Origin of the sequence: Streptomyces avicenniae (genome assembly GCF_000719135.1) — a bacterium.
Taxonomy (GTDB): Bacteria; Actinomycetota; Actinomycetes; order Streptomycetales; family Streptomycetaceae; genus Streptomyces; species Streptomyces avicenniae.
Genome location: NZ_JOEK01000013.1, coordinates 63,199 through 80,675, shown reverse-complemented (window position 1 = coordinate 80,675; position 17,477 = coordinate 63,199). Strand labels below are relative to the sequence as shown.

General features: G+C 73.2%; 16 protein-coding genes. 2 read left to right on the top strand and 14 right to left on the bottom strand.

Annotated elements, in window-relative coordinates; genetic code table 11:
• Positions 1-29: 29 nt before the first annotated feature.
• Genes IF27_RS22450 through IF27_RS22440 form a run of 3 tightly spaced genes read right to left on the bottom strand, consistent with a single transcriptional unit; the run spans position 30 to position 3,606 of the window.
• Positions 30-2,393 carry an ABC transporter permease gene (locus IF27_RS22450; protein ID WP_052851514.1) on the bottom strand — a complete coding sequence of 788 codons (2,364 nt, stop codon included), beginning with the start codon at positions 2,391-2,393 and terminating at the stop codon, positions 30-32.
• On the bottom strand, positions 2,390-3,085 hold the full coding sequence (locus tag IF27_RS22445; RefSeq protein WP_052851513.1) for an ABC transporter ATP-binding protein: 696 nt from the start codon (positions 3,083-3,085) through the stop codon (positions 2,390-2,392). The genes IF27_RS22450 and IF27_RS22445 overlap by 4 nt, the downstream gene beginning before the upstream one ends.
• Complete coding sequence (locus tag IF27_RS22440) at positions 3,082-3,606, bottom strand: PadR family transcriptional regulator (RefSeq protein WP_052851631.1); 525 nt, start codon at positions 3,604-3,606, stop codon at positions 3,082-3,084. The genes IF27_RS22445 and IF27_RS22440 overlap by 4 nt, the downstream gene beginning before the upstream one ends.
• A gap of 235 nt (positions 3,607-3,841) precedes the next feature.
• Between IF27_RS22440 and IF27_RS22435 the strand changes: the two genes are divergently transcribed.
• On the top strand, positions 3,842-5,710 hold the full coding sequence (locus tag IF27_RS22435) for an alpha/beta hydrolase (RefSeq protein WP_420822042.1): 1,869 nt from the start codon (positions 3,842-3,844) through the stop codon (positions 5,708-5,710).
• Between the two features lie 103 nt (positions 5,711-5,813).
• Here the strand turns inward: IF27_RS22435 and IF27_RS22430 are convergent, their stop codons facing one another.
• From IF27_RS22430 to IF27_RS22405, 6 genes are all read right to left on the bottom strand, one after another.
• Positions 5,814-7,256: an AI-2E family transporter gene (locus IF27_RS22430; protein ID WP_052851512.1), complete on the bottom strand. Its 1,443-nt coding sequence runs from the start codon at positions 7,254-7,256 to the stop codon at positions 5,814-5,816.
• A gap of 148 nt (positions 7,257-7,404) precedes the next feature.
• Complete coding sequence (locus tag IF27_RS22425; RefSeq protein ID WP_052851511.1) at positions 7,405-8,121, bottom strand: lytic transglycosylase domain-containing protein; 717 nt, start codon at positions 8,119-8,121, stop codon at positions 7,405-7,407.
• Positions 8,122-8,558: 437 nt separating this feature from the next.
• A complete protein-coding gene (locus IF27_RS22420) occupies positions 8,559-9,860 on the bottom strand; it encodes a PhoH family protein (RefSeq protein WP_052851510.1) in 1,302 nt (433 codons plus the stop codon).
• Between the two features lie 341 nt (positions 9,861-10,201).
• Positions 10,202-10,990 (bottom strand): isoprenyl transferase, encoded by a 789-nt coding sequence (locus tag IF27_RS22415; protein ID WP_223291164.1) that lies wholly within the window; start codon positions 10,988-10,990, stop codon positions 10,202-10,204.
• 223 nt (positions 10,991-11,213) lie between these two features.
• Positions 11,214-11,963, bottom strand: a complete 750-nt coding sequence (locus IF27_RS22410; protein ID WP_110946149.1) for a prepilin peptidase — start codon at positions 11,961-11,963, stop codon at positions 11,214-11,216.
• 189 nt (positions 11,964-12,152) lie between these two features.
• Complete coding sequence (locus tag IF27_RS22405; protein WP_052851509.1) at positions 12,153-12,689, bottom strand: DUF1990 family protein; 537 nt, start codon at positions 12,687-12,689, stop codon at positions 12,153-12,155.
• 97 nt (positions 12,690-12,786) lie between these two features.
• Between IF27_RS22405 and IF27_RS22400 the strand changes: the two genes are divergently transcribed.
• Positions 12,787-14,508, top strand: coding sequence for a serine/threonine-protein kinase (locus IF27_RS22400; RefSeq protein WP_052851508.1), 1,722 nt, complete (start codon positions 12,787-12,789; stop codon positions 14,506-14,508).
• An 18-nt stretch (positions 14,509-14,526) separates the two neighbouring features.
• Here IF27_RS22400 and IF27_RS22395 read toward each other — a convergent pair whose 3' ends face one another.
• The 5 genes from IF27_RS22395 to IF27_RS22375 all read right to left on the bottom strand — a co-directional run bounded on the left by IF27_RS22395 (position 14,527) and on the right by IF27_RS22375 (position 17,450).
• Complete coding sequence (locus IF27_RS22395) at positions 14,527-15,270, bottom strand: OmpA family protein (protein ID WP_223291163.1); 744 nt, start codon at positions 15,268-15,270, stop codon at positions 14,527-14,529.
• A gap of 12 nt (positions 15,271-15,282) precedes the next feature.
• Positions 15,283-15,891: a hypothetical protein gene (locus IF27_RS22390; RefSeq protein WP_052851507.1), complete on the bottom strand. Its 609-nt coding sequence runs from the start codon at positions 15,889-15,891 to the stop codon at positions 15,283-15,285.
• 36 nt (positions 15,892-15,927) lie between these two features.
• Positions 15,928-16,542 (bottom strand): hypothetical protein, encoded by a 615-nt coding sequence (locus tag IF27_RS22385; RefSeq protein ID WP_052851506.1) that lies wholly within the window; start codon positions 16,540-16,542, stop codon positions 15,928-15,930.
• 56 nt (positions 16,543-16,598) lie between these two features.
• Positions 16,599-16,799, bottom strand: coding sequence for a hypothetical protein (locus IF27_RS22380; RefSeq protein ID WP_052851505.1), 201 nt, complete (start codon positions 16,797-16,799; stop codon positions 16,599-16,601).
• Between the two features lie 327 nt (positions 16,800-17,126).
• The gene (locus tag IF27_RS22375) at positions 17,127-17,450 is read right to left on the bottom strand and encodes a hypothetical protein (RefSeq protein ID WP_052851504.1); all 324 of its coding nucleotides are present in this window, start codon (positions 17,448-17,450) and stop codon (positions 17,127-17,129) included.
• Positions 17,451-17,477 lie beyond the last annotated feature (27 nt).

The window sequence follows — 17,477 nt, the reverse complement described above, 5'->3', positions numbered from 1 at the left end:
CGGGGGCCCGGCCGGGGCGGGACGGCGTGTCACTCCGTGCGCAGGCCGTCCGCCCGCATCAGCCGCCACAGCGGCGGCAGGCTCGCGAACGTCACCATGGCGATGACCCCCGCGCCCGCCATCGCCATGGGCCAGAAGACGAACCAACTGCCCACCGGCACGTCCACCATCGCGAGCAGCAGCCCGCCGAGCACGGTGCCCACGAGGGAGGCGAGCGCGAGGCCGAGCACCACAGGCACGGCCGACTGCCACAGCACCGAGACGCCCAGCGTGCGGCGGCGCGTGCCGAAGGCGACGAGGACGGACAACAGGCGCTTGCGCTCCCGCAGTTGCTCGACGGTGGAGACGACCATGCTCAGGCCGATGATCAGCATGATGCCGGTCGCCCCGACGAGCAGGCCGCGCTCGATGCGCTGGAACTCCTCGGACGTCCGCTGGGACTGCATGTTCCAGATGGCGGTGTCGAAGCCGTAGCCCCACGCCACGTTCCTGATCCGTTCGACGGCGTCCGGCTCGCCCGGATCGACGCGCACGAGGACGCGGGTGATCACGTCGGGCAGCGTGCCCTGGTCGAGCGCCTCGGGCGTGGCGAAGACGCCGGAGCTCTCCACGCCGCTCGGGTCGAGGCGCGGCGGCACGACCCGCGCGTCCGCCGGGACGGTCCAGCTCCCCTGCTCGCCGGTGAAGTGCAGCTCCTGGCCGGGATCGGGATGCTCGGGCCCCCCACCCGGACGGCCCGTCTCGGTGAGGAAGACGTCCCCCGGCTCGCACGAGTCGGTCTCCACCACTTCCCGCAGGGCGGCGCAGTCCGCGATCTGGAAGTCGAACATCCCGGCGTCGGTCTCGACACCCCACGCGTTGACCGAGCCGAGCGTCGCGTCCACGCCTGGCTGCCCGCCGACGTCCGACACGAGCCGCCGCGAGGCGGCGGTGTCGAGGCCGTACGCGACGACCTCGTACTGAGCCCGGCTCGGATCCTGGCCCGTGTCGAACGTCTGCTCGTCCTCGACGCCGGACAGCAGCATGGACAGCGCGGTGGCGCCCGCGACCGCGACGGTGATCCCGCTGACCGCCCGCGCCGCCGGGCCGCTGCTCAGCTGGAGGCGGCGCACCGCCAACTGCCAGGAGACCGGGCCGCGGTGCAGCCGGGCGACGACCCGTTCGACGAGCCAGGGCAGGACGACGGTCACGCCGACGAGCAGCGCCACGACACCGACCGCGGCCTGGACGAGGGTCAGGTCGTCCGCCGCCTGGTAGGTGACGGCCAGCGGCGCGAGCAGCAGCAGGCCGAGCACGCCGGGCACCAGCCGCCAGCCGAGCCGCCGCGGGCGTCCCGCGGCCTCCCGTACGACGCCCAGCGGCTCGATCACGACGCCGCGCAGCGCGAGGAGGGTCACGACGACGGCCGACACGGGCACGGCCAGGGCGATCACCAGCGCGAGCGCCGGTGAGGGCACGATGTCGGACGGGTATCCGCTCTCGCCCCGGAAGGTGATGCCGCCCAGGAACTGACGGCCGAGGAAGAAGAGGGCGACGCCGAAGAGCAGGCCGAGCACGGCGCCGGTCAGCGCCTCGCCCGCGGCCACCCGGCGCGTCATCGCCGTGTCGGCGCCGACGAGGCGCAGGGCGGCGAGCCGCCGGTCGCGGCGTTCGCCGCCGAAGCGCACCGCCGTGCCGATGAACACGGCGACCGGCATCAGCAGGACGACGCAGACGATGAGGATGAGCAGGGTCAGCGTCGGCCCGATGGCCTCGCCCCGCGTGCTCACCCCCCACGCGACGCTCCGGGGGCTGTCGGCGGGGAGGTCGTCCGTGCCCGCGTAGAAGTACAGCTCGCCCGAGCCGACGAGCCCTTCCTGCCCGATGCTGCCGACGCGTTCGCCGCTCAGGCGCTCGGCGAGCAGCGCGCCGTCGTCCGAGTCGAGGAGGCGGTCGAGGGCCGGGGAGACGAACAGTTCGCCGGGGGCGGGCCAGCGGTCGGTGCCCGGGGGCGGCGGCGCGGTGGTGTCGGCGCCCGCCTCGGGCTGGACCCAGTAGCCGCCGATGTCCTGACCGCGGTAGGTCGTGTCCGCGCCGGTGAAGCGGAAGGCGTCCTGGCCGGGCGTGGGGCCGTCGTTCCAGACGATCTGCCGCGCGTCGCTCCGGTCGGTGCGCGCGGTGAGCATCGCGGGCACGGACGCGGCCAGCAGCAGGACCGCGACGCCGAGGCCGACCCCGACGGCGGTCAGGACCGTCCTGACCCGGCCGGACCTGCCGCTCGCCAGGGCGAACCGCGCGCCGATCCCGAGGTCGCGCCGCCAGCTCGTGGAGCCGCCGCCGCGCGGGCCCTGGGGGCCGTGCGCGCCGCCCGGGCGGGTGTCGGCGCGGTCGCGTCCCGCGAGGCCCGCGCTCACGCGGCGCCCGCCATGTCCCTGGCGCGCCCGTCGCGGACGACGACCTCGCGGTGCGAGTACGCGGCGACGCGCGACTCGTGCGTCACCAGGACGACGGCGGTGCCGGTCTCCTGGGCCGCGGCGACGAGCAGTTGCATGACGCGCTCGCCGTTCAGGGAGTCGAGGGCGCCGGTCGGCTCGTCGGCGAACAGGACGCGCGGGTCGTTGACCAGCGCGCGGGCCACGGCGACGCGCTGGCCCTGGCCGCCGGAGATCTGGCCAGGCCTGTGGTGGCGGACGTCCTGGACCTCCAGGCGGGTCAGCCACTCGGTGGCGCGCCGTTCCGCCTCCTTGCGCGGGACGCCGGTCAGCCGCAGGGGCAGGGCGACGTTCTCCGTGCAGGTCAGTTCCGGCACGAGCTGGCCGAACTGGAAGACGAAGCCGAAGTCGGTGCGGCGCAGGGCGCTGCGCTCGGCGTCGGAGAGCGCGCCGAGGTCGTGCCCGGCGTAGTGGATCGTGCCGCTGTCGGGCGGGACGATGCCGGACAGGCAGTGCAGCAGCGTGGACTTGCCGGAGCCGGAGGGGCCCATGACGGCGACGATCTCGCCCGCCCTGATCGTGAAGCCGGCGCCGTCGAGCGCGGGCGTAGAGCCGTAGGTCTTGTGGACGTCCGTCGCGGTCAGGAGCGCGGGGGCGGCGTGCGGGGGGTTCATGGGCGTATCTCCGATGCGAGCCGGTCGAGGCGGGCTGCGGTGAGTTCGAGCCAGCGGAGGTCGGCTTCGAGATGGAAGAGGGCGTGGTCGCAGATGAGCTGGTCGGCCAGGTCGCCGCCCGTCTTGCGCACGGTCAGCTCCCGCATGAGGCGCAGGTGTTCGGCGCGCTGCACGTCGAGCAGGGCGTCGGCGTCGCGGTGGGTGAGGAGCGCGAGGACGACCTTGGTGTACAGGAGGCTCTGGAGGTACGGCTCCGGCTTCTCCGGGCGGGCGAGCCACGCGGCGACGTCGGTGACGCCCGCGTCCGTGATGGCGTAGCGCTTGCGCTCGGGGCCGCCGCCGGGCTCGACGGCGTCCACCTCGACCAGCCCGTTCTTCAGCAGGCGCGACATCGTCGAGTAGACCTGCCCGTAGTGCAGGGCGCGGTCCTGGCCGAAGTGGGAGTCGAAGGCGCGCTTGAGGTCGTACCCGTGCCGCGGGCCTGCTTCGAGGAGGCCGAGGAGCGTGTGACTGATGGACATGCGCAGCACTATACACATGAGGTATACGCCACGTGTATAGCTGGAGTGCATAGGCGCTGAGCTGGTCTTTCTCCTGACTGGGCGTCATCCGGTCGGGTGGCCGCCGGGACAGCGGCGCACAGCACGCCTACAGCACGGATCGGCACCGGTGAGGCAACGCCGCGTACCGCCCCTGCGTCTGATCATCTAGCGTGGAGAGGCTGGGAAAGGGCCGCGGGTGGACGGGGGGCGTACCGTGAACGACCGACCGACGCCGGAGCCGGACAGACCCGGCGGACCCCAGGTCCGCGAGGCGGGCACGCCGCCCGGCGGCGTCCTGGTCGCCCCGCAGGAACCGCCCGCCCCCGGGCCGCGGGAGCGCCTGCGCGCCGCCGGGCGCCGCGTGGCCGCCCGCACGGCGGCGATCGCCCGGCACCCGTACTGGGAACGGCCCGACGCCGACTGGCTGATCCGCCGCTGGCCCGACCTCACGGCCTGCCTGACCGCCACCTTCTTCTTCTGGCTGTCCCTGACCCCCTCCCTCGTCCCGCGCCCCTGGTACTACCAGGGGCTCATCGGCGGCATCACGGCCGCGATCGGCTACGGCCTCGGCGGGCTGGCCAGCTGGCTGTTCCGGCTGCTCTCGCCCTGGCAGCCGGACGAGCGGGCGCGGGCCCGCTGCTGGCTCGCGTACCTCGTGCTGCTGCCCCTCGTCGTCGCCTTCCTCCTCGGCCGCAGCGCCGACATGCAGCGCGAGCTGCGGCGGCTCCAGGAACTGCCGCCGACCCTGACGTGGCACTCGCTGATGATCGCGCTGATCTCCCTGGTCGTCCTGGCGCTGCTGCTGACCGTGGCCCGCTCGATCCGGCTGGGGACACGGCTCCTGACGCGGCTGCTGGGCCGTTTCGTGCCCTGGCCGGTGGCCGTCGCGCTGGGCCTCGCGCTGTCCACGACCGTCGTCTTCGTCGGGACGCGCGACATCGTGTGGGACCGCGGCGTGCTGGGCGTGGCGAGCCGCCTGGCCGCCGCCAAGGACCGCAGCACCGACCCGGGCGTCATGCGGCCGTTCTCGCCGTCGCTGTCCGGCAGCCCCGACTCGCTGATCGACTGGGACGACCTCGGCAACAAGGGCCGCACCTTCACCGGAACGGCCCTGACCGCCGACGAGATCTCCGACTTCACCGGCACGGACGCGGTCGATCCCGTCCGCGTCTACGTCGGCCGCAAGGCGTACGAGGACTTCGCCGACGGCGCGCAGCTCGCCGTCCGCGAGCTGGAGCGCACCGGCGCGTTCGACCGGGACGTCCTCGCCGTCACCGGCACCACGGGCACCGGCTGGGTGAACCCGACGACCGTCGAGGCCCTGGAGTACATGCACGGCGGGAACACGGCCGTCGTCACGCTCCAGTACTCCTACCTGCCGAGCTGGGCGTCCTTCGTGGTGGACCGCGACGAGGCCGGGACGGCGACCCGCGCCCTGTTCGACGCCGTCTACGCGCGCTGGCAGCAGGAACCGGCCGACGATCGGCCCGAGCTGCTGGTCTTCGGCGAGAGCCTGGCCGTCTCGGCGGTCGAGGCCGCGTTCGACGGCCTGGACGACATGCTGGAGCGCACGGACGGCGCGCTCCTCATCGGGCCGCCCGACTTCAGCACGATCCACAGCGAACTGGTCGAGCGGCGCGACCCCGGCAGCCCCGTCTGGCGCCCGCAGTACGACGACGGGCGGCACGTACGGTTCGCGCAGTTCCCCGCCCGCGACCTGCGGCTGCCGCAGGGCGCGCCGTGGCTGGAGCCGCGCGTCGTCTACCTCCAGAACGCGTCGGACCCGGTCGTGTGGTGGTCGCCCGACCTGCTGTTCCAGCGGCCCGACTGGCTGGACGAGCCGCTGGGGCCCGACGTCACCTCGGCGATCGACTGGTTCCCGTTCGTCAGCTTCTGGCAGACGACCGTGGACATGGCCGTCTCCTACGGCGCGCCCGCGCCGCACGGCCACCGGTACGGCGCGAACCCGGTGTTCGCCTGGGCGGCGATCTCCCTGCCCGACGGCTGGACGGAGACCGACTCGGAACGCCTCGGCTGGCTGCTGGAGATCCGCCACCCGCCGAAGCACGGCTGGGCAGGCTGACCGACACCGGCCCGCCGCTCCCCCGGCACGGCGACGGCCCGGGCGCCGCGTCCCCGCGGAAAGCGGAACGCGGCACCCGGGCCGTGGGGCGTGTACGCCGCCGTCAGCTCTGCTCGGACGGCGGGTTCGCGGCGGGCGCCGGTGACACCTCGGCGATCGTCGCCCCGCCGCCGAGCGCCTGTTGCCCGGCGCGCTGGTCCAACTCGTCCTGGTAGGCCCGCAGATAGCCGACGACCGTGCTGATGACCGCGATCAGCGGCACGGCCACGACCGCGCCGGGGATCCCGGCCAGCATCGACCCGGCGGCGACGCCGAGCACCACGGCCAGCGGGTGCACCCGGACCATGCGGCCCAGGATGAACGGCTGGAGGATGTGCCCCTCGATCTGCTGCACCAGCAGCACGACGCCGAGCACCAGCAGCGCGTCCACCACACCGTTGGTCACCACCGCGACCAGCACGGCCAGCGCACCGGACGCGATCGCGCCGACCAGCGGCACGAAGGACGACAGGAAGACGATGACCGCCAGCGGCACCGCCATCGGCACGTCGATGACGAGCAGTCCGACGCCGATGCCGATCGCGTCGATCAGCGCCACGAGCACCGTGCCGCGCACGTACCCCGTCAGCGTGATCCACGCGCGCGGGCCCGCGCCCGCGACACCCTCACGGGCGGCACGCGGCACCAGCCGCAGGAACCAGCCCCACACCCCGGCGCCGTCGTACAGCAGGAACAGGACGACGAACAGCGTGATGCCCGCGCCGGTGAAGAACTCGACGGCGTAGTTCACGCCTTCGAGCCCGGCGGACGTCAACTCGCTGCTGTGGCTGCTGATCCAGTCGTTGAGGTTGTCCACCCATTCGTCGAGGTTGTCCTCGGTGATGTCGAACGGCAGCTCGGTGACCCAGTCCTGCAACTGCTCGATGCCGTCGCGGACCTGCTCGACGAGGTTGTCCGTGTTCTGGATGATCTGCCAGACCACGAACCAGCCGATGAGGCCCATCACGGCGAAGCCGCCGAACGCGGTCACCGCCGTCGCCGCGCCCCGGCCGAAGCCGAGCCGCTTGAGCCAGCCGACGAACGGCTGGAGCATCGCGGTGATCAGCAGACCGGCGGCGAACGAGATCACCAGCAGGCTCACGGCGCTGACCACCTGCATCAGCACCCAGACGACGCCCGCCAGCACCAGCATCCGCCAGCCTGCCTCGGCCGCGACGCGTACGCCCCACGGGATCGCCTCGGCGGCCGGTGGGCGGCTGGGGACCGGTCGCGAGGACGTCGGCGGGCGGACGCCGCCGCCCCCACCCCCGTCCCCTTCACCGCTGCCGCCGACGACGACCACGCCGCCACCGGCGGACGGTGCGGAGGGCGCGGCGGCGATCGCGGGCTCGGGCGCGGGTTCCCGCGCGCCTGTCACCTCGGCCTCGCCCCGGTCGCCCGCCTCGCGCTCCCGGCGCTCCTGCTCACGTTCGGCCTCGCCGCGCAGCCCCGACACTCTCCTGCCGAGCCGGGACATCCTGGCCCCGAACCGGCCCAGTCGTGACATCCGTTCTCCTCCGCCCCCTCGTGCTCTCACTGCCGTCCGACGTTACATGGCGGCGGCTGCGGCGCGGAGTCCGCGGGCGGGACGGCGAAGCCCCCGTGTCAGTTCTGACACGGGGGCTTGACCGGAACGATACGGGCGCGGGCCGCGCTCAGTACCAGTTGTTGACCGTCCAGAAGTCCCAGGCGCCGCAGGGGCTTCCGTACCGGCTGTCCATGTAGTCCAGACCCCAGCGGATCTGCGTCGCCGGGTTGGTCTGCCAGTCGGCGCCCGCGGAGGACATCTTGGAGCCGGGCAGCGCCTGCATCAAACCGTAGGCGCCGGACGACGGGTTGGTGGCCGTGTGGTTCCAGCCGCTCTCGTGGTCCACGATGTTCGAGAAGCACTGGAACTGGTCGGCGGGAACCAACTGCCGCGCCAGAGCCTGGACTTCAGCGACCGAGTAGGACGACTGCACGGGCGCGGACGCGGCGCTCTCCGCGGCGGCGGCGACCCGCAGTTCCTCCCGCTCCGCCTCCTCGGCGGCGGCTGCTTCCGCGGCGGCGCGCTCCGCCTCCTCCTCGGCGGCACGGCGGTCGTGGGCGTCCTCAGCGGCCTGGAGGCGGGCGGCCTCCTGGGCGGCGCGGCGCGCCTCGGCCTCGGCGGCGCTCGACTGCGACTCCGCCTGCTGGGTCAGCGACGCGGTGTGCAGCTGGGCATTCGCTCCAGCGGGTATCTCAGCGAGCAGCGTCGCGTCGGCAGCGACCACTTCGACCGGCTCGGTCGAACGGACCTGCTCATCCCCCGAGGCGACACCGACGGCAGCGCCGACGCTGGTCACCGCGGTGGCGGACGCCACTGCGAATCCCCGGACCGAAATCCCGGTCACACGGTTTCCTTCCGACATCGTCCGCGCGGCCGAAGCCTGCGGGCGCAATCGTGCCCCTGACACGGGCCTCCCCTGGTGGTGATCACAGGAGGCACTGACCCGGCCGGGTTCCCCAGGGGGAACCGCGTGGTGCTTCGGGCGGCATACGGCGGGCGGCTGTTCAGTTGTGGAACGCAGTCGTGGAGGTGTCCTCGCGGACACCGGTTGCCGTATGCGGGGCCTGACAGAGGCACACACTGCCGGACGCCGCCGTCCGGTGGCAATTCACCGCTGTGTGGGAAAGGTCACACGCGCGCCGGGCTTGTCAACCCTCCCCGGCCCGCCCCCACACCCCCCGCCTGCGGTTTCGCCGGTCCACCCGGGGCGCGGACGGCGAAACGCGCGCGGGGCGGGTGCGCCGGGTCACGTCGCCCGGCCCACCCGCCCCGCACCGGCGGTCAGCCGCGGTCGTCCTCCAGCATCTCGGTCACCAGAGCGGCGATCGGGGAGCGTTCCGACCGGGTGAGGGTCATATGGGCGAAGAGCGGATGCCCCTTCAGCTTCTCGACGACGGCGACCACGCCGTCGTACCGGCCGACCCGCAGGTTGTCGCGCTGCGCGACGTCGTGCGTGAGGACGACCCGCGAGTCCTGCCCGATGCGGGACAGCACGGTGAGGAGCACGTTGCGCTCCAGGGACTGCGCCTCGTCCACGATGACGAACGTGTCGTGCAGCGAGCGGCCCCTGATGTGCGTGAGCGGCAGCACCTCCAGCATGCCGCGCGCCACGACCTCCTCGATGACCTCCCGGCTCGTCACGGCGGAGAGGGTGTCGAAGACGGCCTGCGCCCACGGGTTCATCTTCTCGGCCTCGGTGCCCGGCAGATAGCCCAGCTCCTGGCCGCCGACCGCGTACAGCGGCCGGAAGACGACCACCTTGCTGTGCTGACGGCGCTCCAGCACCGCTTCGAGCCCCGCGCACAGCGCCAGCGCCGACTTGCCGGTACCGGCCCGGCCGCCGAGCGACACGATGCCGACCTCGGGGTCGAGCAGCAGGTCGAGCGCGATCCGCTGCTCGGCGCTGCGGCCGTGGATGCCGAACGCCTCCCGGTCGCCGCGCACCAGCCGCACCCGGCCGTCCGCCGTGACGCGGCCCAGGGCGCGCCCGCGGTCGGAGGAGATGACGAGGCCGGTGTGCACCGGCAGGCCCTCGGTCACGGGGTCGGCGACCTGCTCGGCGGTGAACAGCTCGTCCACCGCCTCCGCGCTCAGCGCGACCTCGACCAGGCCTGTCCAGCCGTCCGCGTCGGTGACGGCCAGTTCGGCGCGGTACTCCTCGGCGGCGAGGCCCACCGACGACGCCTTGATCCGCAGCGGCAGGTCCTTGGAGACGACGGTGACGTCGTGCCCCTCGGCCTGGAGGTTGCGGGCCACGGCGAGGATCCGTGAGTCGTTGTCCGCGAGGCGTCCGCGCTCGTTCAGCATGGCGGCGGGCAGGACCGTCGGGTCGGAGTGGTTCAGCTCCACCCTGAGGGTGCCGCCGAGGTCGCCGATGGGCAGCGGCATGTCGAGCCGCCCGTACCGCACGCGGTAGTCGTCCAGTCGGCGCAGCACCTGGCGGGCGAAGTAGCCCAGCTCCGGGTGCGCGCGTTTCGCCTCCAGCTCGGAGATGACCACGACCGGCAGCACGACCTCGTGCTCGTCGAAGCGCGTGAGGGCCGATGGGTCGGCGAGCAGGACGCTGGTGTCGAGGACGTACATGCGGCGATCGTTCGAACGCTTGTTGCTGGTGGCCACGTGTGGACGAACCCCCTCGGGACGAGGTGTGGGATCACGGCGCCCAGGGCGCCGGGGATCTGCCGGCCGGCGAGGCCCCGCGACACACGGGGCCCGTTACCGGCCCTGGTCCCCAGTGGAGAGGGGGGATTCGTGGTGCGCAAACGGGCCTCCCGGGGACCGCACCCGCGCACGGTCCGCCGGGAATATGCCCGCTTCCCGCACAACTCATGCGGACGGCGCGCGTCGCGGCGCTCCGCGCCCGCGCGTGTCGTCCGGGTGACCGGGCCGGTCAGCGGCCCGCGCGCCCGGCCATCCGGGCCCCGTCAGACCCCGTATCTCCGGTCACGCGCGGCGTAATCCCGCAGGGCGCGCAGGAAATCGACCTTCCGGAACGCGGGCCAGTACGCCTCGCAGAACCAGTACTCCGAATGAGCGCTCTGCCAGAGCATGAAGCCCGACAGCCGCTGCTCGCCGCTGGTGCGGATCACGAGGTCGGGGTCGGGCTGGCCGCGCGTGTAGAGGTGCTCCGAGATGTCCTCGACGCTCAACGACTCGGCCACCTGTTCGAGCGCCTGCCCCTCGGCGGCGCGCTTGGCGAGAAGGGAACGCACGGCGTCGGCGATCTCCTGCCGGCCGCCGTAGCCGATGGCGACGTTGACGAGGATGCCCTTGCGGTCCCCCGCCTGCTCCTGCGCGTCCCGCAGGACCCGGCGCGTGCGCTCGGGCAGGACGTCGAGCGCGCCGACGTGGTTGACGCGCCAGCGGCCGTCGGCGGCGAGGTCGAGCACCGCGCCCTCGACGATGGACAGGAGCTGCCCCAACTCGCGCGGCTCCCGGCTGAGGTTGTCCGTGGACAGCATCCACAGGGTGACGACCTCGACGCCGGTCTCCTCGCACCAGCCCAGCAGGTCGCGGATCTTCGCCGCGCCCGCCTCGTGCCCCTCCTTGGTGGTGCTGCCCGCCGCCTTGGCCCACCGCCGGTTCCCGTCCAGGATGACGCCGATGTGCTTGGGGGCGCGGTCGGTGTCGAGGCGCCCCTCCACCCGCCATGCGTACAGGCGCACGACCAGGCGGCGCAGTGTCTTCTTCATCGCGCTCTTGAACGCGCTCATGCCGTGTGCCCAACCCCTCGGAGACCGCTCGGGTGCTCCGGAACTCTACTGCCGCCCCACAGGCCCCAGAACCGGAACCGGTGGATCCGGCCATACGAGGGAGAGGCCCGCGCCCCTGGGAACAGAAAGCGGGCCGGTCCGTGGGGGGGGTTACGGACCGGCCCGAGGGGGGGTTTCCACCGTAACGCATCGGAGACCGTCTCGGGGCATCCGCGCACGAGTTTTACGCGGCGAGTCCGCCGAGGAGCAGACCGGCCAGCGCGCCGAGCGCCATGAAGGGCCCGAACGGCACCGCCGTCCTGCGTCCCGCCCTGCCCAGCGCGACCAGCGTCAGCCCGTAGCAGGCGGCCAGCAGGAAGCCGGTGAACGTGCCGAGCAGCACGGTGGACCAGCCGTACCACCCGAGGGCGACACCGATCGGGACGGCCAGCTTGACGTCGCCGAAGCCCATGCCGCGCGGGTTGACGAGGAAGAGGACGAAGTACACGCCGCCCAGGACCGCCCCGCCCAGCAGGGCCCGCGTCCAGTCGCCGCCCGCGCCGGGGGCGAGCGCCGCCGCGCCGAGCCCGGCGGCGACCAGGGCCGCCAGCGGCAGCGTCAGCACGTCGGGCAGCCGCTGCACGGCCGCGTCCACGGCGGCCAGCAGGACGGCGAGGGGCGCGACGGCGAGCCAGACGGCCAGTTCGGGCCGCGCCCCCACGGCCGCCGCGAGCGCGGCGCACACGGCGGCGGTCACGGACGTCAGCACGAGGGGCGTACGGGCGGCGGCGGGGGACAGCGGCGCGGCGCAGTCGGCGCAGCGTCCGGTCCCCACCCAGCCGGTCGCGCCGGGGGCGAGCGGATGCCCCGCCGGGCAGGCCGCACGCCAGGGCTCGCCGGGTTCGACGGCGAGCCGGTAGCCGGGCCGGGCGACCAGCGCGCCGGTCAGCACGCCCCAGAGGGCGGCCAGCGGGATCAACAGCGGGGCGGACACGGCCCCGAGCGTAATGCGGGCCGGTCTGTCCAAGTGGGGGGGAAGGACAGACCGGCCCGTTGATGGGGCGGGATCGGAGCGGGGGGGGGTGGCTCACGATCGCCCCGCCAGCTGCCGCCGGGGTGGGAATGGCGACACTGGCCGTAAAAGGTGTCAGCGACTGCCAACACTCGGAACGATACCGCACGGTCAGCGACGCCGTGACCCCTTGGCACAGAGCCGTCCGAGCGCACGGGCGTAACTGTGTGCGATTGTCCGCTGAGAGGCTCGTCCGACCACCCCAGTTCCGCGCAGGTACCACGCGGCCGGACGACTGACGGCTGTCACCGTGAGCGACACTCTACCGTCGGAGCGTCGTTCAACGATGAACGACTCCTCCCCCCGTACGGGGTGTCCTGGCAGCGTGCCGTAGGCGAAGCCGGCACGGTCGGGATCGCGCGTCGTCCACACCACGCGGCAGGGTGCGCGCAGCCGCAGCGGCCCGATCCCGGCCGCGAGCACCACCTCCGCGCCCGGGACGGCCTCGGGCGCCGCCGTCCGCACGCGCAGCCCACGCGTCGCCCGGTGCATGTCCCAGCCGAGCAGGGCGCGGACGGCGGCCTCCCAGGCGTCCGCGCCACGCCCGACGTCCGCGCGCACGCGCATCAGGCGCGTCCCCGGGGGCGGGGGCGCGTCGTCGCGCAGGTCACGGGTGACGCCGGTCCAGGGGTAGGTGAAGTCGCTCACGTCTCCTCCGGTACCCCCGCCGGGCGTGGACGCACCGCGGCGGACGGTGGCCAGTAGGATGCGCTGCGCAGCCGACACACCTGTGGGGGGTCACGCCGTGGCAGGGTTCGAGACGCCGTCGCCGTTCCGGCCGCTGGGCCGGGAGGATCCGCGCGAGGTGGCCGGTTATCGCCTCATGGCGCGGCTCGGGTCCGGCGGAATGGGCACCGTGTACCTCTCTTATACGCGCGGCGGGCAGCCGGTGGCGCTGAAGCTCGTGCGGAACGAGTTCGCCGAGGACCCGGACTTCCGGCGCCGGTTCGAGCAGGAGGTACGGGCGGCGCGCCAGGTGCACGGCGTGTACACCGTGCCGGTGCTCGACAGCAACACGGAGGGCGCCGCGCCCTGGCTGGCGACGGCCTACGTGCCGGGCATGCCGCTCTCGGAGGCGGTGCGCGACCACGGGCCGCTGCCGCTGGCGACCGTGCTGCTGCTGATGGGCGGCGTCGCGGAGGCGCTGTCGAGCATCCACGCGGCGGGGATCGTGCACCGGGACCTGAAGCCGGGGAACGTGCTGCTGGCCCCTGACGGGCCGAAGGTCATCGACTTCGGCATCGCGCGGGCGGCGGACGCGACGGCGCTCACGGGCACGGACGTTCGGGTGGGGACGCCGTCGTACATGGCGCCCGAGCAGATCACGGGCGCGCCGGTCGGACCGGCGACGGACGTGTTCACGCTGGGCCTGGTGACCTACTACGCGGCGACGGGCGGTCACCCGTTCGGGGAGGGCGCGGCGCACGCCGTGATGTACCGGGCGGTGCAGGACGAGCCGGATCTCGGCGCGGTGCCGCCCGAGGTGGCCGGGCTGATCCGGGCCTGTCTGGCGAAGGCGCCCGAGGCACGGCCGACGCCCGGGCAGGTGATCGAGGCGTGCCGGAGGCTGTCGCCCGGCCGGACGCTCCAGCGGGCGGAGAGCTGGCTGCCGCCGCCGGTGGCGGCGGCGGTGGGGCAGCGGGCGGCGACGCCTTCGGTGGCGACTCCCCCGCCCGTGCCCGCGCCACCCGCCGCCGCGCCCGCGCGTGGGGGCCGCAGGACGGCCGTCGCCATGGCGGCGACGGCGGTGGTGGCGGCGATCGTCGGCGGAGTGCTGGCGACGCAATTGCTGGACGGCGGCGACCGGGAGACCCCGGACGCGGCGGACGCCGACACCCCCACCACCACCCCACCGGACACCGCACCCCCGTCGGAGGGGGCCCCACCGCCGGACGAGGCCACGGGAGAGCCCTCGGCGACGGCCAGCAGGCAGCCGCCGCCGGACACCGACCCGGACGCGCCGTACTGGGAGTCGCTGAGCGACGCGGAGCTGACCATCCGCGCGCCCCGCTACCGGGAGGACGTGGACGTGTTCGCCGGTGAGTGTCACGGCGCCCAGGTGACGGTCGTGAGCCTCGAACGCGTCGAGGTGTTCAACGACATCGGGTACGGGAGCTTCGACCACCTCGGCGAGAGCACAGGGCTCGAATACCTCTTCTGCGACCAGGAGAACGCCAGCGACGACGGCATATCGTTCGATCCCGACACCTTCGCCGGAACGGTGGACGACCCGGACGTGTCGGCCGAGGAGTGCTACACGGCGGCGCACGAGTCGCCCCTGCCCAATCCGGTGCCGCCCGACGACGTGCTCCAGGGCCACAGCATCCACGAGGGCATGGGCATCTGCACCGAGAACCCCGACGCGTCGGTCACGCTGCTGTGGATCGACCGGGTGGAGACGAATCCCACCAACCGCGACCTGCCGACCTACTTCGTCACGGCGACGCAGTGGCAGCCGAACGGATGAGGGTGGAAGAGCGGCGGGTCACTCCCCCGTCGGCCAGGAGATCTCCACCCGGCGGTTGCGCTGCCGTCCGTCCTCCGTGGCGTTGTCGTAGAGCGGATAGTCCTCGCTGTAGCCCCGGACGTTGAAGACGATCGCGGACGGGTCCTCGATGAGCCCGAGCAGCGCCTGATGGGTGTTGCTCGCGCGCTCGTCTGACAGGCTGCGACCGCTCTCGTACGAGCCCTGGTCGTCGGTGAAGCCGAAGACGTTGACCCGGTCGGGCCGGTACTCCTCGATGGCCGCGGCGACCTCGGCGAGGGCCTCCTCGGTCTCCGGCGTGACCTCGCTGCTCCCCTCGCCGAAGATCACATCGGTCTGGAGGGTGAACTTCCGGGTCGAGCCGACCTGTTCCTCCCGCTGGCCGCCGTCGCCACCGTTCGGCTGCTGGCCGCCGCCTTCCCCTTCGTCCTCGCCGCCGGACGGCGGGGGATCGCTCTCCCCGCCTCCCCCCTGCTCGTCTCCCTCGTCGGCCCCACCGCCGAGGTCCTCGGTGATGAACTTGATGTCGAGGACACGGGCCGGGGCCAGCTCGGCGCCGTCCCCGAGCATCAGACCGGGCGAGTCCGGGTCGATCTCCGGGGATGCCGGGGCTTCGTACCCCGGGGGCTGTTCCGTCTCCGGCGTGACCTCGTCGGCCATCGCGGGGGTGCCGAAGGCCAGGACGGCCGCGCCGGTGAGGGCGACCACGGCGCCGCGGGCGGCACGTTCAGTGCGGAAGGTCATCCTCTGTCCCTTTCAACGGATCTGGACGGTCGCGGGAGGCATGTTGCCCACCTGGAACTCGATCTCGCTCGTGGACGCCTCGGGCTCGGGGAACTGGGCGAACCAGGAGACGGTGGCCCCGGGGTCGATGGGCTCGCCGAACCCGGTGCACAGGCAACGTCCCGTGGTGTCACGGAGGATGAGGTAGCGCTTCCCCTCGGTCCTCGCCACGACGGTGGCGCCCGCCATCGAGAAGCCGTTCTGGTCCAGTTCCTGTTCCGGGCCCGACCACCCGAGGTCGAGCCAGCCGTCGGATCCGCCGTTGTGGAGCGTCCCCTCCAGGGTGAGGAAGCCGCCCTCCTCCCGCTCCGCACGGGTGACCGCGAGGGTGAGGTCCACCTCGCCGGACACCTCGGCGAGCACCTCGCCCGGCTCGTCGTCCTCCGGCTCCTCCTCGGCCGGGGACTCCTCCCCCGCCGCACCGTCGTCGGAGGGTGAGCCCTCCGACGCCTCCTCGCGGCCCTGCGCGTCGTCACCACTGTCACCGCCGCCGCCCGAGCAACTGGCCACGGCGACGACCAGCGCGGCGCCGAGCGCCACGACGATGAGGATGAGGCGGGACTTGCTGTCGCGGAGATCCATCGGGCGCCGGTCCTTCGTGCGTCAACGTATGGGGGGTCAGTCTTCCAGGTACACGTGGAACAGGTCGCGGGGATCGGGGAGTTCGTCCTCGTTGTCCGGGTCGATGCTCCACTCGTCGTCGCCGCAGTCGAGCTGAACCGGATCGGGCTCGTCGGCCTCGCCGCCGTCGTCCTCGTCCGGGGGTGGTTCCTCGTCCGGGTCGTCGGGCTCCTCGGGCTCCTCGGGAGGAGGCTCGGGCGCCGTGCACAGGCCCTCGATGACGGCGACGGCGCCCGCCTCGGCCCTGCGCCCCTCGGTCCCCGGGATCACCGACTCACCGATGGCGTCGTCGGTGAGGACACGCACCTCGTAGCCCGCGCGTCCACCGGCGATCCCGCACTCCTGAAGCGTGGCGCCGTTGCGCGCCGCGAGGCGTTCCGCGGCCTGACAGGCGGACGGCACGTCGAAGTCGTCCCCGTCGAGGATGCCTCCCAGATCGAGGCCGCCGTCCGTGTCCACCGCGTCCAGCAGGTCCTCGAACAGACGGTCCCTGGCCTCCTGCGCCGCGGCGAGCGCCGCCGCGTCGGCCGCCGACTGCCCGCCGCCGCGCAACGACGCGGCCTGGGCGAAGACGAAGAACGTCAGGGCGATGAGAAGAAGCCCCGAGACCATCCAGATGTACAGCGGGAAGACCGCGCCCGTGTCGGCGGCACTCCGAGGCCGGTGTCTCAGCCGATGACGCTGTCCACCTGCGCAGAGATGAAGTTGCCGATCCGATCGGCGAGTCCGAGGCCGATGACGGCGCCTACGATCCCTGCGATCAGCAGCAGCAGGCCCGCGTATTCCACGAAGCCCGCGCCGCGGTCCGTGTAACGGCCCTGGAGCCGCGTGGTGATGGTGTGCAGCCACCTCAGCGTCAACCTGCTCATGGTGTCCCTCTCCTCCGGCCGGGGCCGGTGCGGGCGGCCTCTCCGAGCCTGTCGTGCTGCCGCCCTCACGGTACTGCGGAGCGTCCCGCCGTGGTACGGGAACCGGCGGACAAGTCTGCCCGGCGGCGGTTCGGTTGACGACGCGCCGTCTCATGTCGGTCCCCCTCCCCACAGGCCAACCCGTACCCCTGTCGGATCTGACTGTGCCACACCGGCCGTGCCTTCGGCAGCGGGACCATCCGATCAGATGACACCACATCAGGAACGGCCCGGCGCATCCGGGACGGTGCCCGGTGCGCCGGGCCGTGAAACCCGTGGCGCGTGTGCTCAGACGGCCTGTTGGTCGCCGCCGCCCCCGTCGCCGTCCAGGGTGGCCTCCAGCTCCGCCTCAAAGTCGTTCACCGTCTGGATGACCGTGTCGGCCATCTCGGCGAGCCCTTCGAGCTGTTCGCTGATGTCGCCCCGGCCGTCCTTCCAGCCGTTCACGAAGCTGTCCAGCGCGTCCACCACACGGTCGTCACCGAACGAGTCGTTGTACGAGTCGAACGTGTCCCCCGTGCGGTTCATGTACTCCCTGACGCTGCGCAACTGGGGTCCGAACTCGGCCAGTTCCGTGAGCGGGATCGCCATCCGCTCGCCGCTGTCCGCCATGTGCCCTCCTCTCCCGTCCTCGGTCTC

Excerpts from the sequence above, each read along its gene's own strand:
- IF27_RS22445 (WP_052851513.1), bottom strand. The coding sequence starts at position 3,085 with ATGAACCCCCCGCACGCCGCCCCCGCGCTCCTGACCGCGACGGACGTC.
- IF27_RS22440 (WP_052851631.1), bottom strand. The coding sequence starts at position 3,606 with ATGTCCATCAGTCACACGCTCCTCGGCCTCCTCGAAGCAGGCCCGCGG.
- IF27_RS22430 (WP_052851512.1), bottom strand. The coding sequence starts at position 7,256 with ATGTCACGACTGGGCCGGTTCGGGGCCAGGATGTCCCGGCTCGGCAGG.
- IF27_RS22420 (WP_052851510.1), bottom strand. The coding sequence starts at position 9,860 with ATGTACGTCCTCGACACCAGCGTCCTGCTCGCCGACCCATCGGCCCTC.
- IF27_RS22415 (WP_223291164.1), bottom strand. The coding sequence starts at position 10,990 with ATGAGCGCGTTCAAGAGCGCGATGAAGAAGACACTGCGCCGCCTGGTC.
- IF27_RS22395 (WP_223291163.1), bottom strand. The coding sequence starts at position 15,270 with ATGACCTTCCGCACTGAACGTGCCGCCCGCGGCGCCGTGGTCGCCCTC.
- IF27_RS22390 (WP_052851507.1), bottom strand. The coding sequence starts at position 15,891 with ATGGATCTCCGCGACAGCAAGTCCCGCCTCATCCTCATCGTCGTGGCG.
- IF27_RS22385 (WP_052851506.1), bottom strand. The coding sequence starts at position 16,542 with ATGGTCTCGGGGCTTCTTCTCATCGCCCTGACGTTCTTCGTCTTCGCC.
- IF27_RS22380 (WP_052851505.1), bottom strand. The coding sequence starts at position 16,799 with ATGAGCAGGTTGACGCTGAGGTGGCTGCACACCATCACCACGCGGCTC.
- IF27_RS22375 (WP_052851504.1), bottom strand. The coding sequence starts at position 17,450 with ATGGCGGACAGCGGCGAGCGGATGGCGATCCCGCTCACGGAACTGGCC.